Source organism: Abyssisolibacter fermentans (genome assembly GCF_001559865.1).
Taxonomy (GTDB): Bacteria; Bacillota; Clostridia; order Tissierellales; family MCWD3; genus Abyssisolibacter; species Abyssisolibacter fermentans.
Genome location: NZ_LOHE01000049.1, coordinates 58,274 through 74,910 on the forward strand (window position 1 = coordinate 58,274; position 16,637 = coordinate 74,910).

The 16,637-nt window shown below is 31.1% G+C and carries 14 protein-coding genes; 1 reads left to right on the forward strand and 13 read right to left on the reverse strand.

Going from position 1 to position 16,637, the window contains the following annotated elements; translation table 11 throughout:
* Window positions 1–548: 548 nt before the first annotated feature.
* Window positions 549–2,378: a glutamine--fructose-6-phosphate transaminase (isomerizing) gene (glmS, locus tag AYC61_RS07815; protein WP_066499271.1), complete on the reverse strand. Its 1,830-nt coding sequence runs from the start codon at window positions 2,376–2,378 to the stop codon at window positions 549–551.
* Window positions 2,379–3,051: 673 nt separating this feature from the next.
* Between glmS and AYC61_RS07820 the strand changes: the two genes are divergently transcribed.
* Window positions 3,052–3,726 carry a hypothetical protein gene (locus AYC61_RS07820; RefSeq protein ID WP_066499275.1) on the forward strand — a complete coding sequence of 225 codons (675 nt, stop codon included), beginning with the start codon at window positions 3,052–3,054 and terminating at the stop codon, window positions 3,724–3,726.
* 104 nt (window positions 3,727–3,830) lie between these two features.
* On the opposite strand, the gene glmM is transcribed toward AYC61_RS07820, so the two are convergent.
* From glmM to cdaA, 12 genes are all read right to left on the reverse strand, one after another.
* A complete protein-coding gene (gene glmM / locus AYC61_RS07825) occupies window positions 3,831–5,177 on the reverse strand; it encodes a phosphoglucosamine mutase (protein ID WP_066499278.1) in 1,347 nt (448 codons plus the stop codon).
* A gap of 369 nt (window positions 5,178–5,546) precedes the next feature.
* On the reverse strand, window positions 5,547–6,089 hold the full coding sequence (locus AYC61_RS07830) for a 2-oxoacid:acceptor oxidoreductase family protein (protein WP_066499283.1): 543 nt from the start codon (window positions 6,087–6,089) through the stop codon (window positions 5,547–5,549).
* A 1-nt stretch (window position 6,090) separates the two neighbouring features.
* Entirely contained in the window at window positions 6,091–6,837 is a 747-nt protein-coding gene (locus AYC61_RS07835; RefSeq protein WP_066499287.1) for a thiamine pyrophosphate-dependent enzyme, read from the reverse strand.
* Entirely contained in the window at window positions 6,837–7,898 is a 1,062-nt protein-coding gene (locus tag AYC61_RS07840) for a 3-methyl-2-oxobutanoate dehydrogenase subunit VorB (RefSeq protein WP_066499289.1), read from the reverse strand. The genes AYC61_RS07835 and AYC61_RS07840 overlap by 1 nt, the downstream gene beginning before the upstream one ends.
* 20 nt (window positions 7,899–7,918) lie before the next feature.
* Window positions 7,919–8,143, reverse strand: a complete 225-nt coding sequence (locus AYC61_RS07845; protein ID WP_066499296.1) for a 4Fe-4S binding protein — start codon at window positions 8,141–8,143, stop codon at window positions 7,919–7,921.
* Between the two features lie 103 nt (window positions 8,144–8,246).
* Entirely contained in the window at window positions 8,247–8,924 is a 678-nt protein-coding gene (locus AYC61_RS07850; RefSeq protein WP_066499303.1) for an ATP-binding protein, read from the reverse strand.
* Between the two features lie 230 nt (window positions 8,925–9,154).
* Window positions 9,155–10,228, reverse strand: coding sequence for a butyrate kinase (gene buk, locus AYC61_RS07855; protein ID WP_066499309.1), 1,074 nt, complete (start codon window positions 10,226–10,228; stop codon window positions 9,155–9,157).
* Between the two features lie 121 nt (window positions 10,229–10,349).
* Complete coding sequence (locus tag AYC61_RS07860) at window positions 10,350–11,255, reverse strand: phosphate butyryltransferase (protein WP_066499312.1); 906 nt, start codon at window positions 11,253–11,255, stop codon at window positions 10,350–10,352.
* Window positions 11,248–12,339, reverse strand: coding sequence for a butyrate kinase (buk, locus tag AYC61_RS07865; RefSeq protein WP_066499320.1), 1,092 nt, complete (start codon window positions 12,337–12,339; stop codon window positions 11,248–11,250). Before buk (AYC61_RS07865) ends, AYC61_RS07860 begins: the two co-directional genes overlap by 8 nt.
* Window positions 12,340–12,593: 254 nt before the next feature.
* Complete coding sequence (locus AYC61_RS07870; RefSeq protein WP_066499329.1) at window positions 12,594–14,339, reverse strand: sigma-54 interaction domain-containing protein; 1,746 nt, start codon at window positions 14,337–14,339, stop codon at window positions 12,594–12,596.
* Window positions 14,340–14,359: 20 nt separating this feature from the next.
* A complete protein-coding gene (locus AYC61_RS07875) occupies window positions 14,360–15,682 on the reverse strand; it encodes a CdaR family protein (protein ID WP_066499332.1) in 1,323 nt (440 codons plus the stop codon).
* On the reverse strand, window positions 15,672–16,496 hold the full coding sequence (gene cdaA / locus AYC61_RS07880) for a diadenylate cyclase CdaA (RefSeq protein ID WP_066499343.1): 825 nt from the start codon (window positions 16,494–16,496) through the stop codon (window positions 15,672–15,674). The genes AYC61_RS07875 and cdaA overlap by 11 nt, the downstream gene beginning before the upstream one ends.
* Window positions 16,497–16,637: the final 141 nt, after the last annotated feature.

A 16,637-nucleotide genomic window follows, 5' to 3' on the forward strand; every position in this document is an offset into this window, starting at 1 on the left:
TATATCCTTTATTATGGAAATAGCAAAAAACACGTAACTAGATTTCTAATCTAAATTACGTGTCCTTTGTGAAAAAGTTTTTACTTACTAAGTAATTCACACAAAATCATAGATTTTGGTTCTCTACTCATGATTGGTCTAACAATTCGACATTTTGGAGCGTTTCGGAAGAATTGCTTTAAAATGAGTAAAATTCAAGGAATAAAAAACATCGAGGATATGAGCGTACTATGATGTGGCTCACTACTCGCTTCGCTCCTAGGAGTAAGTGATTCACAAGAAATCATAGATTTCTGTTCTCTACTCATGATTAGTCTCGATGTTAGTAGAAATTCACCAATTAGTGTGCTATAGAAAAAATCGTTATAAAATGAGTGGAATCCAAGGCGTTAAAATTTTCAGGGATATGAGCGTATCATGATGTAGCTCACTACTCGCTCCGCTCCTAGGAGTAAGTGATTCACAAGAAATCATAGATTTCTGTTCTCTACTCATGATTAGTCTCGAAAATTTCAACAACGAAGGATTTTGCCATTTTAGGACGATTCTTATTCTACAGTAACAGACTTGGCCAGATTTCGTGGCTTATCAACATCGCATCCCCTTGCCACTGCTATATAATATGATAATAGCTGTAGTGGAATTACACTAAGAATTGCTGTTAATTCGTCTTCTGTTTCTGGGATGTATATTACCTTGTCTGCTATTTTTTCTATTTCTTCGTTGTTTTCTTTTGCTATTGCAAGTACATGTGCTCCTCTTGCTTTTACTTCTTTTATGTTTGATAACATTTTTTCATATAGTCTGTCTTGTGTTGCTAGTGCTATTACAAATGTTTCGTCTTCTATTAGTGCTATTGTTCCATGTTTTAATTCTCCTGCTGCTATTGCAAATGAATTGATGTATGAAATTTCTTTTAGCTTTAATGATCCTTCTTTTGCTATTTCTACATCTATTCCCCTACCCATAAAGAATACTTTTTCATTGTTAAATTGTTTGTCTGCTACTTCTTGTATTAGTTCATATTGATCTAATAGTGTTTGAATTTTATTCGGTAATTCTTTTAAGCGCCCGATTAAATTAGTGTATCTCTCTTTTGTTAATGTTCCTTTTGTTAAACCCATGTGTAGTGCTATCATGTTGAAAGCCATTAGCTGTGTTGTAAAAGCTTTTGTTGAAGCTACTGCTATTTCTGGTCCTGCCCATGTGTAAAAAACATCATGTGATTCTCTTGCTACTGAGCTTCCTACTACATTTACTAGTGATAAAATTCTAGCACCATGTTTTTTTGCTTCTCTAAGTGCTGCTAATGTGTCTAGTGTTTCTCCTGATTGACTTACTGCTATGAACAATGTGTGTTCGTCTATTATTGGGTTTCTGTATCTAAATTCTGATGCTATATCTACTTCTACTGATATTCTAGCATATTTTTCTATTATACTCCTACCAACCAGTCCCGCATGATAAGCTGTTCCACATGCTACTATATATACTTTGTTTATATTTTCTAAATCCTCTTTTGTAATCTTGATTCCATCAAGATATATGTCTCCGTTATCATCTAATCTTCTTTGAAGTGTCTCTTTTGTTCCTTTTGGCTGCTCATTTATTTCTTTTATCATGAAATGCTCGTAACCATCTTTTTCTGCTGATTCTACATCCCAGGTTACTTTGAATACATCTCTTTTTACTTCTTGACGAAACTCATTAAATATCTTTATATCTTCTTTAGTCAATACAACAAATTCATCATTTTCTATCAAATATACTTCTCTTGTATATTTTAAAAGTGCTGGTATGTCTGATGCTAGGAAATTTTCGCCTTTTCCTATCCCTACTATTAGTGGACTGTCTTTTCTTACCGCTACTATTTTATCTGGCTCTTTTTTGCATACTACACCTATCGCATATGCACCTTCCATTTTTTCTACTGCTTTATATACTGCATCAACTAAATCTCCTTCATAAAAATAATCTATAAGGTGTGCTATTACTTCTGTATCTGTTTCTGATTTGAATGTTACATCACTAACTTCTTCTAACCATTTTTTTATCTTCATGTAATTTTCAATTATACCATTATGTATAACCGCTATATCATTTGTACAATTTGTATGTGGGTGGGAATTGACATCAGATGGTTCTCCATGTGTTGCCCATCTAGTGTGCCCTATTCCTATATTTCCTTGTATCTCATTTTGCCTTAAATCTTCCTCAAGTACACTTAATCTGCCTTTGAATTTTCTTACATTCAATTTATTATTATTTATAATTGCTACTCCTGCTGAATCATATCCTCTATATTCTAACTTTGATAATCCATCTATTAAAATATTTGTAGCTTGCTTTTCTCCTATATATCCAACTATTCCACACATATATTGAATCCTCCATTATTTTATATAATTTTTCTGCATTTTATCTCTATTTTGTTATTTTTTTCTAATTTTAGGCATCACAAAACAACTCATTCAAATATAGACATGAGTTTAAACCACCTAATTCCTTTTGTTCTCACAATCACTTGTGGGGTTTGTAGAATCTTTAAGGGTAGTGGTATACCCCGAGGCACCCGCCGAATTTTCGATTAACCTCGCCCTCGTCAACATAAGTATATTATGTTCTGGCGCTAAAAACTTATTTAATTGTATCATTCTCTATTATTATCACCTCCTACAAATATGAGTATCAAACAGTAATACTATGAAAGTCGCGATTAGCTTTACTAAGAAATTTGCTTTTTGGTTTTATTCATATCAACCTTCTACCTAAATACTGTTTTTTTATATCAACATTTATTATATCATCTTCTACGCATTTTGTCTCTTTTTCTTTTTTGACTTTTTCATGACATTTATAAACTTATTATTTAATTCTAAATTTTCTACCTTATTTATCATTTTCCGAAAGCTTACATTAATTACTCTCCTCTTTAATAGTGTATTTCCAAATTTTAAATATGATACTATATTTTAAATAATTCATATCAAATATATTGTATTTTATTACAGTTTGCTATATACTGAATAATGTATTTAGGAGGATAATTTTATGCTTAATATTTTAAAATCAATGAAAAGAATCGGTAACCTAATGTTTATATCCTTTACTGTCACTGCAATTAGTTTAATATTTGCGACTGAAAAAATTATTAGTGAAAACTTCTGGGATACTATTGGTACGATAGCAATGGTCGTTTTTTTTGCAGTTTCAGCTTATGCAATTGTCAAATTTATTATACTTTGTATTATTGCATTCAAAAACAACATTGCCAGGAGAAATCTTGAACAAGATCCTAACTTAAGAGATGCTAGAAGGTTTACTTGCGACAAAAACTATGACTTGTACATTTCTCAATCTGGATATATTGGATTTAGCCAAAATTACAAATTAAGTCATTTAACTCATATTAACAATATTACTAGCTATGGCATTGTAAGTGAAAATACTGAAATACTTTGTAATGGTAATATAAATAGTTTAATGAATACTCTATCAGCTATAACAAACAATCAAAACTTTACTCGTAGCTTGTATATCTTGTTTAATACAAGTGATTTTCATAATCCTACAATCATGGTTCCTTTCATTACACAAAAAACAAAAATAGAGTGTTTTGATTTATATAAAAAGAATCATCTTATTGAAATTTTTAGAACAATGAATTTTCTCGATAATAGTTTTGGAATAAATAGAACACAAAAAATCAATCTTTCAAAATCATAAGCAGAGAACCCAAATTTATTTGGTGTGAATCACTTACTCCTAGGAACAAAGTGAGTAGGAGTTTCATTTAAAGTCGAGTTTTCTACTTAAATAACAAACAGCAACTATTTAAGTCGCTGTTTGATTAAATCTGCTAAGTAATTTGCCTTTTGAGATATCTTTTTCTCATCTTGTCCTTCTATCATTACACGAACCAAGGCTTCAGTGCCTGAAGGTCTTATGATAACTCTTCCTTCTCCATGAAATTCTTCTTCTATTTTTTGAATTTCGCTCATTATTATATCATCTTTTAGATACTTTGTCTTTTTATCTTTATTAACTTCTGCATTTACCAATATTTGTGGATATCTTTTTAATACTGCTGCTAACTCAGATAACGGTTTGTTTTTTGCTTTCATCACTGATATAATCTGTAATGCAGTTAGTAAACCGTCTCCTGTTGTGTTATAATCAAGGAAAATTATATGTCCTGACTGCTCTCCACCTAAGACATAACCTTTTTCTAGCATTTCTTCTAATACATATCTATCTCCAACTTTTGTTTTTACTACTTTTATTCCTTGAGTTTCACAATATTTATCTAAGCCCATGTTGGTCATGATAGTACCTACAACTGTATCATTCTTAAGTAATCCCTTTTCTTTTAAATGAGTCGAACAAATTGCTAACACATAGTCTCCATCAATAATATTACCTTTTTCATCTACTGCTATTAATCTATCTGCATCACCATCAAATGCTAATCCAACATCACAGCTATTTTCTACTACAAGCTTTTGTAATATCTCAGGATGTGTTGAGCCACAGTTAAAATTTATATTTATTCCATTAGGTGTATTGTAAAAAACTTTAATATCTGCTCCCAATTCTTTTAGTAGCTTTGGTGCTGCTTCAAATGAAGCTCCATTAGCACAATCTACTGCTATTTTTAAACCTTTGAAATCAACATCAATTAAACCTTTTAGATAATTCGTATATTCTAGCACTGCATCCTTGATTATATTAACTTCTCCTATGTCTTCGCCTAATGGTCTATACTCAACATCTTTATCATTTAATATATATTCTTCTATTTCATTTTCTATATCATCATTTAATTTATATCCTTTTGAATTGAAAAATTTAATTCCATTATAATCAACCGGATTGTGTGAAGCTGATATAACTACTCCTGCATCTGCTTCATGTAGTCTGGTAAGATATGAAACTGCGGGTGTTGGAACCACACCTACGTTTAACACATCTACTCCTACTGAGCAAATACCTGCTGTTAAAGCAGCTCCTAACATATCTTTTGATTTTCTTGTATCCATTCCAACGATTATTTTAGAACCTTTCTTACCTTTTGTTAGTATGTAAGCTCCTATTCTTCCAAGTCTATATGCAAGCTCTGCAGTTAAATCTACATTAGCTATTCCTCTCACTCCATCTGTTCCAAAGAGTTTGCCCATTATTTAATAACCCCCTCTTTTAATAGTATATTTCTTTATAGTATATTATGTACTACATTATAAAATTTGGACTCTTATTCTATTATAGCTTATTTTCTAGTTGAATAGTATTACAATTCATATACAAGGCAATTTATTTAGAAATATAATATCAATATTAGTTTTATAATATGCTATGTTCTTGTTATAAAAGTTTTTGAAATGAGAAAAATGTAATTAGAATTTTTTTAGGGTCAAGCTTTGTAAGATTTACAATTGAAATGCTCATTTGTTTTCTTAATTCATTGTTATAGGTTATTACATATAAAGGCTATAACATAATTATGTTATAGCCTCAAAAATATTTACATATCGAGTTCAATAAGAGTTTTATTTATTTATATAAGCCGCACCTTTTGCTAATGCTTCTCTGTTTAATGGTATAAATTTAGCTTTCTTTTCTCCGAACACTTTTTTGAAAGCTTCTATTACAGATTCAGTTTCTACAGCTTTTGTAAGCTCTAAGTATGCACCTAGCATTACCATGTTAGCAACTTTAATATTTCCAAGCTCATTAGCTATCTCATTTGCTGGTACATAGTAAACATCTAAGTCATCTCTTTCTGCTTTTTTATCTATCAAAGAGCTGTTTATTAGTAATTTCCCCCCCGGAATTACATCTGATTCAAATTTAATTAATGATGGTAAGTTCATAACTATGCCAGTTGTAGCATCATTAGTGATTATTGGTGAACCAATAAGATTATCAGAAACCATTACATTACAGTTTGCTGTACCTCCACGCATTTCTGGTCCGTAAGAAGGAAGCCATGATACGTTTTTGTTTTCGATCATTCCTGCATAAGTTAGTAATTGACCCATAGACATAACACCTTGGCCACCAAACCCTGCAATTATAACTTTTTCTTGCATATTATTTCGCCTCCTCTACATCACGTAAATTACCTAATGGATAGTATGGTATCATATTTGCTTCTAACCATTTGATAGCCTCTACTGGTGATAGTCCCCAGTTTGTAGGACAAGTAGATAATACCTCTACTATACCAAAGCCTTTGTTTGCTAATTGTAATTCAAAAGCTTTTTTTATAGCTTTTTTAGCTTTTCTTATATTTGCAGGACTATTAACTGAAACTCTCTCTACAAATTTAGCTCCATCAATTGTAGCTAACATTTCAGATACTTTTAGAGATTTACCACAATGTGCTTCGTCTCTACCATAAGGAGCTGTTGTAGCTTTTTGTCCTACTAAAGTTGTAGGAGCCATCTGTCCACCAGTCATACCATATATAGCATTGTTTACAAATATAGTAGTTATTTTTTCTCCTCTATGTGCTGCATGTACTATTTCAGCAGCTCCTATAGAAGCTAAGTCTCCATCACCTTGATAAGTAAATACTACTTTATCAGGGTTAACTCTTTTAATACCTGTAGCAACAGCAGGTGCTCTACCATGAGCTGCTTCCTGCATATCACAGTTGAAATAATCATAAGCAAATACTGAACATCCAACAGGTGCAACACCTATTGTTTTATCAAGTACTTCAAGTTCTTCTAATACCTCTGCAACTAATCTATGGATTATACCATGTGTACATCCTGGGCAATAATGTAAAGGTTTGTCTGTTAATCCTTTAGTTTTCTTGAATGCTACTGTCATTACTTTTCACCCCCAACAATTTTCTTGATTTTTTCTACTATAGCATCTGGAGTTGGAACCATTCCTCCTGTTCTTCCGTAGAACTCTACAGGCATTCTACCGTTCATAGCTATTTTAACATCATCTATCATTTGACCTGTACTCATTTCAACAGTTAATACTGCTTTTGTAGTATCTTCTATTTTTTCAAAGCTTGCAAATGGGAATGGCCATAATGTTATAGGTCTGATTAAACCAACTTTAATTCCCAATTCAGCACATTTGTCTATTGCATTTTTAACAATTCTAGAAGTAGTACCATAAGCTGCTACAACAATCTCTGCTCCTTCTAGCTTATATTCTTCTACAAGACATTCGTTTTGAGCTATAAGATCATATTTCTTTTCAAGTCTAATACAATGATCCTCTAGTTCCTGAGGGTCTATGAATAGTGAATTTATTATATTAGGTTTTCTTTCGTCTTTTGTTCCTGTAGTTGCCCATGTTTTAGGAGCTAATTCTCTTTTCTTTGGCTCTTTAAACTCAATAGGCTCCATCATTTGTCCTATCATACCATCTGCCAAAATCATAACTGGAGTTCTATATTGGTCAGCAACATCAAATGCTCCCATTATTAAATCAACAGTTTCTTGAATGCTACTTGGAGCGTAAACTGGCATTCTATAGTCACCGTTACCGCCTCCTCTAGTTGCTTGGTAGTAATCTGATTGAGCAGGTTGGATACCACCTAATCCAGGACCCCCTCTTACTACGTTTACTACTACACATGGAAGCTCTGCTCCTGCTATATAAGAAATACCTTCTTGTTTTAATGCAATTCCTGGGCTTGAAGAAGATGTCATAACTCTTGCTCCTGCTCCTGATGCACCATATACCATATTTATAGCAGCTACTTCACTTTCTGCTTGTAAAAATACTCCTCCTACTTTTGGAAGTTCTCTTGCCATATATTCAGGTACCTCATTTTGAGGTGTAATTGGATAACCAAAGAAATACCTACAGCCTGCTTTTATAGCTGCTGCTCCTATAGCTTCATTTCCCTTCATTAATATTTTAGCCATTTTTCATTTCCCTCCCTTTGCTATTCTTTTATTCTTTCAACCTCTATAACACAATCTGGACAAATAGTTGCGCAATTAGTACAACCTATACATTTATCCATCTCTTTAACTGTTGCTGGATGATAACCTTTGATGTTAATTTTATCGTTGTCTATAAGAACTATGTTCACAGGACAAACTGTTGTACAAAGACCACAACCTTTACATAAATCTTCATTGAATTTAACTTTACCTTTAACTGCCATAAATTTTCACCCCTCCTTGTAAAATTCATAATAGCTAGTTGCAAAGAATAACCATGCAACTATCCATATATACTAAATTGACAAAGTCAATTGTCTACTGCTTCTAGCTCATCCATTCTTCTCTCATATACATTTTGATAGGTATTATTTCTCCTTGTATATCACTTGGAAGCTTATCGGCTAGACTTTCAATAACTGAAACATATTTAACTTCTAATCCTGTTGTTTCTGCAACTTCTTCTACAAGCTTTTGTCCTCTCATAACATCTTCAAGAGTTGTACTTTTTAAAAGATGCGTATTATTTATCAAACCTGTTATCTTTAATCTAGAAGCATGTTCTATACTTTTAATAAATGATATAACCGCTTCTACTGTCTGTGTTTCAGGTCTATTTGCATTTACTACTAAAAACATGTCATAGTCATCTTTATCTGAAAAAAAGTTATAATATCTACCTAGAACTCTTGCACCTACTGGGTCGCCTCCCACATCAAGAACTAAATCATACAATTTATCTTCAAGTGGTGCATTTATTGCTGCACTCAAAGCAGGTACATCAGTATTTATCCCTTTCAATGAGCTTGCTATAACCCTTACACCCTTTTCTTCTAAAAGCTCTGTTTTTTCTCTGCTTCTAAAATAAGGGTTTACTATATCTAAATCAGCTATAGCAACTTTTCCTCCTGATTTTGCAAGTTCTAATACATAATTAACTGCAAATTCTGTCTTTCCACTTCCATAATGACCAGTTATTATTCTTATACGCTTGTCTTTGTGCATAATCATCATCCTTCATAATTGAGTGCTATTTATATTTTGTCAATATTTCATAATATTTCATGTATTTCTTTAGTTATTATATCACAAATTTACTAACAAGTAATATTTTGAAATGAATAAAACTCTAATAAATATTATTAACTCATTTTCTTTTATATTTAACCCTGATTATTAATATAACTCCTAACAATATGCTGTTTAGCGTTAAATTTTCTGTGAATAATCTGAGTTTAACTATAAATCTTAGCCTGTTCCTCTTTTCTTACTACTCTCAATCCACCCTGAGCTAATGCTATTAATTCATCTTCTCCAGGATATACTTTAATATCTCCTATAAAACTAACTCTGTCTGAAATCCATTTAACTATTTTCTCATCATATGCAATACCACCAGTTAATACTATGGCATCAACTTTTCCTTCTAATACTGCTGCACATACTCCAATCTCTTTTGCTACTTGATATGCCATAGCTTCATAAACTAAAGCAGCTTTTTTATTCCCATTATCTATCATACTAGAAACTTCTCTACCATCATTTGTATTAAGATGAGCAACTAAACCACCTTTGCCTTTTATCTTCTTTTTAATCTCATCTAAAGAATATTTATTACTAAAACACATTTTTACCAAATCACCTACTGGTAAGCTTCCACTTCTCTCAGGTGACATAGGTCCTTCTCCATCGAGTGCATTATTTACATCAACAACTCTTCCTTTTTTGTGAGCTCCTACTGATATTCCTCCACCTAGATGTGCCACTATGATATTTGAATCTTCATATGTTTTTCCCATTTCTTTTGCAGCTCTTCTGGCTACTGCTTTTTGATTTAATGCATGGAATATACTTTTTCTTTCTATCTCTGGCATTCCTGAAACTTTTGCTATTTCATCCATTTCATCAACGACAACAGGATCTACAATAAATGCTGGAATATTTAATTGAGAAGCTATTTCATGTGCTATTATTCCCCCTAGGTTAGAAGCATGTTCCCCTGACACTCCATCTTTTAAATCTCTAAGCATAGCTTCATTAACTTCATATGTTCCACCAGAAATAGGCTTTAACAATCCACCTCTACCGACTATAGCACTGAATTTAGTTACGTTAATATCTTTTTCATTTAATGTTTCTAATATGATATTTTTTCTAAATTCATATTGATCATATACTTTTTCAAAAGGAGCTAATTCTTCAGCTGAATGTCTGAGTGTTTCTTCAAATATACTCTTCTCATTGTCAAAGATAGCTATTTTAGTAGACGTTGAACCAGGATTTATTACCAGTATTCTAAAAGTTTCCATTTGATACCCCCCATTTTAAAAGTTTTATTTTTGTAAAATACATAGGACCTTTAAAAATTGTTGACTCGTATAATTTCCATTACAAAATCTAGCTTGAGATTGTTTAGATAAAAGCTTTCATTTATTTCTTTGATGCCATTAATACACCTAACGCAATTGAATTTAACTTAGCTGTTTCACAGTCAGCTCTGGATGTTAATACTATAGGTACTTTAGCTCCAACTATTACACCTGCATTTTGAGCTCCTGCCAAAAATACTAATGCTTTGTAAAGTATGTTTCCAGCTTCAATGTCTGGCATTAATAATATATCTGCTTTCCCAGCTACTGGATGATCTATTCCTTTATGTTTAGCAGCCTCAAGTGATATTGCATTATCAAGTGCAAAAGGTCCGCCTATAGTACATCCTGTTATTTCGCCATTTTTATTCATATCTTCTAAATCTTTGGCAACAACTGTGTCTGGCATTTTTGTATTGACTTTTTCTTTAGCACAAACAACTGCAACATTTGGAATTTCTATGTCTAATGAATGTGCTACCTCTACACAGTTTTCAACTATTTGTTTCTTGTGTTCTAAATCTGGTGCTATATTCATAGCTGCATCGGTTACAAATAATATTTTTTCATAAGAATCTAAATCAAATACTGCTACATGACTTAAAACCTTCCCTGTTCTTAATCCAGCTTCTTTATTTAATACAGCTTTTAATATTATTGATGTATCTACTAAACCTTTCATAACAATATGAGCTTTTCCTTTTGAAATAAGCTCTACAGCTTTAGCAGAAGCTTCAACAATGTCAGGTATATCTATAATTTCAAACTTTTCTAAATCCATAGATATTTCGCTTGCAATCTCTACTATTTTAGCTTTATCCCCAACTAATATTGCATCTGCTATACCTAAATCATTTGCTTGCTTAACTGCTAGGAGAACTTCTTTGTCATGAGCCGCTGCTACTGATAAAGTTTTTGCTCCCTTTTTTTTAGCTAATTCTAAAACATCATTGAATCCCCTAATCATCTAGTACCACCTCGTTTTCGTATATTTTTGCTTCTTCCTTATTTTCTAGAACTCTTAACGCTCCCATGTTAAGAGCTTCCATTTCATCTTCTCCCGGGAAAACCTTTACATCCGCTATAAAACTAACCATATCTATTATTTTGTCTATTAACATATCAGAATATGCTAATCCACCGGTTATTATGATAACGTTTGCCTCGCCTTTCAAAACAGTTGCCATTTTTCCAATTTCCTTACCTATTTGATATGCCATTGCATTAAATACAAGTTCTGCTTTTTTATCTCCTTGTTTTATCCTCTTTACTACTTCCTTGGCATCATTTGTTGCTAGATACCCTGATAATCCACCAGTACCTTTTATTTTTTTCTTCATCTCTTTAATGCTATATTTACCACTAAAACACATTCTTACTAAATCACCTACTGGTAATTCCCCAGTTCGTTCAGGTGAAAATGGTCCCATCTCATTTGAATTGTTTACATCTATTAGTTTTCCTTTTCTCATAGCTGCTACTGAAATTCCTCCACCTAAATGAGCAACTATTAAATTTATATTAGAAATTTCATCATTTATCTCATCTGAATATCTATGTGCTACTGCTTTTATATTAAGTGCATGTAGTAACGATTTTCTTTTTATTTCTGGAAAACCTGATATTCTAGCTATTTCTTCAAACTCATCTACTGCTACTGGATCTACAATATATGCCGGTATGTCTTGTTTATCAGCTATAGCTTTAGCTAATATTCCACCAAGATTTGATGCGTGCTCACCTTGTATTCCAATTTCTAAATCCTTAACCATTCTAGGTGTTACTATATAAGAACCTCCAGACATAGGTCTTAATAAACCACCTCTACCTACAACAGCCCTAAGTTGATCAAGTTTTATGTCTTTATTCTTTAACCAATCTAAAATTAAATCTAGTCTGTAATCTTTTTGATCTATTATATGTTCAAAATTCTTTAAATCTTCAACTGTATGACTTATTTTGCCCTCAATCAATCTATTTGTATTCTCAAATATACTAAGTTTTGTAGATGTTGAACCAGGATTTATTGCTAAAATAAGTTTTCTATGCAAAAGCTTCACCTCCTGTACTATATAAATGCAACAGCTATACCAAATTTAAATTTAAATACTTTTCGCTAAAATTTTTTTATTAATAATAAAATAAAAACAAGAAGCGATAAGGTATTCTACAAATTTTAGTTAAATTTTAAGTAAAAGTAATATTTATAAATAAATATTTGTTGCGCAGAATTTTTCATGCAAAAAAATGCACGATTTTTTAAATCGTGCATTTTTTTGCATTGTTATTAAGTTTCACACTATACTTAATTCTCTTGTATGTTGTATTTTTCCATTTTATAATAAAGATTTCTTATTGATATCTTTAAATCATTTGCTGTTTTAGTTTTATTATTTTTATTTTGCTTTAAAACTTTAATAATATATTTTTTTTCTATTTCTTTGGTAATGTCACTGAGTGGTCTTATATTTTCATCTAATTTTATATTGTTTGATAACATGTCTTCATATTTTTGATTTGATTTTGAACTTTCTACATGTCTGAATTGATCTATTATAGAAATATGTCTTGGTAAAATTATTTTTTCTTGCACTTTCATATTTATTAATGCTCTACCAATAACGTTTTCTAATTCTCTTACATTTCCTGGCCAATCATGTTCCTTCATAATATCTATTGCTTCATCTGATATGTCTTGAACATTTCGACCATAATCTCTATTTAATTTGTCTATGCAATTTATACTTAGTACATATATCTCGTCTTTTCTAAGTCTTAATGGAGGTATCATTATAGGCATTACACTTAGTCGATAATATAAATCCTCTCTAAATCTTCCTTCTAGTATTGCTTTTTCCAAATCCATATTTGTTGCAGCTATAATTCTAACATTTATATTTATTGGTTTAACTCCTCCAACTCTTACTACTTCTTTTTCTTGTATAACTCTTAGGAGTTTAACCTGTGTATTTAATGATATGTCTCCAATTTCATCCAAAAATATTGTTCCAGCCTGTGCTTCTTCAAAGAGCCCTTTTTTACCACCCTTTTTTGCACCTGTAAATGCTCCCTCTTCATAACCAAACAATTCACTTTCCAGTAGTGTTTCATTTAATGACGCACAGTTTACTCTTATAAATTGATTATATTTTCTATCACTCGCTGTGTGAATTGCATGTGCAAAAACTTCCTTACCTGTTCCGCTTTCTCCTCTTAACAACACTGTTATTGGCAATAGAGCTGCTTTTTTAGCTTTTTCTATTGCTGATACCATATTATAATTTTGGGCTATAATGTCATCAAATGTATATTTTGCTTCTAGCTTCCGTATGATTTTCTTTGCTACTTTTAACTTTTCTGTAAGTTCTTTAACTTCTGACAAGTCTTTTAAAACTCCTACGCTACCTCTTAATTCATCATCTACTATTATTGGTGCAGCTGTCGCTATGACTTCTTTTTTATGTGGTCCAACTTTCATTCTGACATTTTTAATTGTATCTTTAGTTTTTAATACCTTTAACTGTATGCTTTCTCCTTCAGATATATCAAATGTAGCTGGTTTTCCAATTATATCTTCTTCTGTTAAACCTGTTAACTTTGTATATGCTGTATTTATCATAATATTTATACCGTTTTGATCAACAACTGTTATAGCATCTTGTGTTGAATTAAAAATTGCTGTAAGCATACTTTTCATTTCTTTTAGTCCAGTAATTTCTGTTGCACAATTTACTATATCTGAAATATCTCTAAATACTGCAACAGCTCCAATTATTTCTCCATTTTCATCTTCAACGGGAATTCTATTAGTTATTATTTCAACACCTATTAATGTTTGATGTCTATTTAGTTGATATTCACCTGTTTTTAATATATAAGGAAGTTTAGTATTTGGAACTATTCCTACAACATGTTTACCTAAAGCCTCCTCTGCTTTTATTTTGATTAGCCTCTCTGCTTCTTTATTAAACAATGTTATAATCCCGTTTTTGTCTACTGCTATCATACCATCATGTGTTGAATTTAATATAATCTCCAAATCTTTCCTCATTGGCATCTCCTCATTTTATATCAAAAGTTTGCGTCAACACTATTTATTTCACCTTGTGGCTCATTGTTATTTAATATTTCTTCAGTTTCACTATTACCTTCTTCGTTAATAGTACTTTCTTCTTCTATCTTTGCTAAACTAATATTTACTGTTTTCGGATTGACATCTACTACTTTAATTTTGTATAAATCATCAGCTTTTAATTCAATAGTAAAATCTCCTTCTTCTAAATTCAATACATCTATATATGGGGTTATATATTTTCTTGATATATAATCTAGCATACTTTCTACCCCTTCTACGGTTATTTCTATGCCATCCTTTGCTACTATACCTCTAACTTCTAAACCCTCTCCTAGATTTTTGATTTTTATTTCATCTGTTGTATATTGTAATTTCTTTGATTTTATTTGCTCAACATTTATTTTTACATTTATAAATTCTTTATCTTCTAATAAACTTACACCCGTCGGTAGTATAAGCCTTATATCATTTAGTGTTTTAGAGGTTGCTATATCTTTAACATTTATTTCTTCTGTAGTTATAGTTGATATACTGTCAATTATTTCAGCCTTACCCTTTACTGTTACTGAATTTGGATCTAGGGTTATGTTAGTTATTTCGTAACCATCTAAAGCTTCACCTATTAAATTTAAATCTATTGGTACTTTTTTAGTCTTTAATACAGGTATTGTTATATCAACATGATTAGGATTTTTTTCTACTCCACTTACTTCTTTTCCTTTATTGTTTAGTACTGTAATCGGAACATTTACTTTTATATCATCCTCTGCATTGTTTAAATTAACTGTTGCTACTACTTTATCAACAGAATTCACCCAACTGCTTGGACCCTTTAATAGCACATCATTAGGTTTGGATCTTGCAGATCCTGTAATATAGCCTTCTTTGCATTTTCCTTTTGTATAAATAGTAACCGGCAATTGTTTTTCTACCATCTCATCTAATTTAAATAGTATTTCTTTAGGATAAAAATCAACTATTTCTTCTACATTAGCAGGATTTATTACTTTTATAGGTATTTTATTTTCACCTTCTCTATATCCAACTAAATCAACTTCTGCATATATGTCTTTTTCTCCAATATTTAATATTTGATCTCTTCTTCCTGAGATTTTAACTGTTACAGTTGCTTCTTTGGGTTCCATTAATACTATATTAGCTTGTTTTAATGTCTCTTCTCCTAAATAGTTGACTTTAATATTTGGAATCTCTTTAATAATTTTAGGATTAACCTCATTCATAACATATACCCACAAAATTATAGCAAATATAGCTGCTAATATCTTAATTGGAACATTTCCCTTCTTCTTATTTTTCATTTTTATTCCTCCATCTAGCTATGAAGTTTTGTTTAATCTCTATTTTATCATCAGTCTTCATTAAAATATTCTTTAAAGATTTAACATCTAAATATCTTCTTAATCTTCCTCTTTCTGCTACGGAAATCCCACCAGTTTCTTCAGAAACTACTATAGCAACACAATCTGACATTTCCGATATGCCTATTGCTGCTCTATGTCTAGTCCCTAATTCTTTGTTTAAATGCATATTTTCTGATAATGGTAATAAACATGCTGCTGCCTTAATAATGTCTTCTTTCAAAATAACTGCACCATCGTGAAGAGGTGTATTAGGTATGAATATATTTATTAATAATGAACTGGACACGTTACCTTCTATTTTAGTTCCTGTCTCAACTACTTCATTTAAGCCTGTTTCTCTTTCAAGAATTATTAATGCTCCTATCTTCTGTCTGGATAGTGATGCAACTGCTTCTATTATTTCATCTATCACTTGCTCTTCTTCTTCTCGTTTTATTTCTATAAAAGATTTAGATAAAAATTTAGTTCTTCCTATATACTCTAGCGCTCTTCTAAGTTCAGGTTGGAAAACTATTAATATTGCAATAACTCCAACTGTCATCGCTTTTTCTAATATCCAGTTAGTTGTATATAATTCAAGCCATTTACTTACGTTGGTAAGAAGAAGTATGACAAATATACCTTTTAATAATTGTTCAGCTCTTGTTTCCTTAATCAATATATACATTTTATATATAGCAAAAGCAACTAAGAATATATCTATGATATCTCTTACACCAATATTTAACATCATATCCTTTAATAAAGACATTTCAACACCTCTTAAAAATTATAATATAAAAACTAAAACATTTAGAACAAAGTCTCTAATGCAGTTTAAAGAAGACTTTGTTCTAATCTTTCTACATCCTTTTATTTTAAGCATCTATTATATTTTGACATAACTTATTAT

What these genes read in the sequence shown, in the direction of transcription:
- AYC61_RS07840 (WP_066499289.1), bottom strand. Translation starts at nt 7,898, where the DNA reads ATGGCTAAAATATTAATGAAGGGAAATGAAGCTATAGGAGCAGCAGCT.
- cdaA (WP_066499343.1), bottom strand. Translation starts at nt 16,496, where the DNA reads ATGTCTTTATTAAAGGATATGATGTTAAATATTGGTGTAAGAGATATC.
- AYC61_RS07835 (WP_066499287.1), bottom strand. Translation starts at nt 6,837, where the DNA reads ATGACAGTAGCATTCAAGAAAACTAAAGGATTAACAGACAAACCTTTA.
- glmM (WP_066499278.1), bottom strand. Translation starts at nt 5,177, where the DNA reads ATGGGCAAACTCTTTGGAACAGATGGAGTGAGAGGAATAGCTAATGTA.
- buk (WP_066499309.1), bottom strand. Translation starts at nt 10,228, where the DNA reads ATGGAAACTTTTAGAATACTGGTAATAAATCCTGGTTCAACGTCTACT.
- AYC61_RS07850 (WP_066499303.1), bottom strand. Translation starts at nt 8,924, where the DNA reads ATGCACAAAGACAAGCGTATAAGAATAATAACTGGTCATTATGGAAGT.
- AYC61_RS07860 (WP_066499312.1), bottom strand. Translation starts at nt 11,255, where the DNA reads ATGATTAGGGGATTCAATGATGTTTTAGAATTAGCTAAAAAAAAGGGA.
- AYC61_RS07830 (WP_066499283.1), bottom strand. Translation starts at nt 6,089, where the DNA reads ATGCAAGAAAAAGTTATAATTGCAGGGTTTGGTGGCCAAGGTGTTATG.
- AYC61_RS07875 (WP_066499332.1), bottom strand. Translation starts at nt 15,682, where the DNA reads ATGAAAAATAAGAAGAAGGGAAATGTTCCAATTAAGATATTAGCAGCT.
- AYC61_RS07845 (WP_066499296.1), bottom strand. Translation starts at nt 8,143, where the DNA reads ATGGCAGTTAAAGGTAAAGTTAAATTCAATGAAGATTTATGTAAAGGT.
- glmS (WP_066499271.1), bottom strand. Translation starts at nt 2,378, where the DNA reads ATGTGTGGAATAGTTGGATATATAGGAGAAAAGCAAGCTACAAATATT.
- AYC61_RS07870 (WP_066499329.1), bottom strand. Translation starts at nt 14,339, where the DNA reads ATGAGGAAAGATTTGGAGATTATATTAAATTCAACACATGATGGTATG.
- AYC61_RS07820 (WP_066499275.1), top strand. Translation starts at nt 3,052, where the DNA reads ATGCTTAATATTTTAAAATCAATGAAAAGAATCGGTAACCTAATGTTT.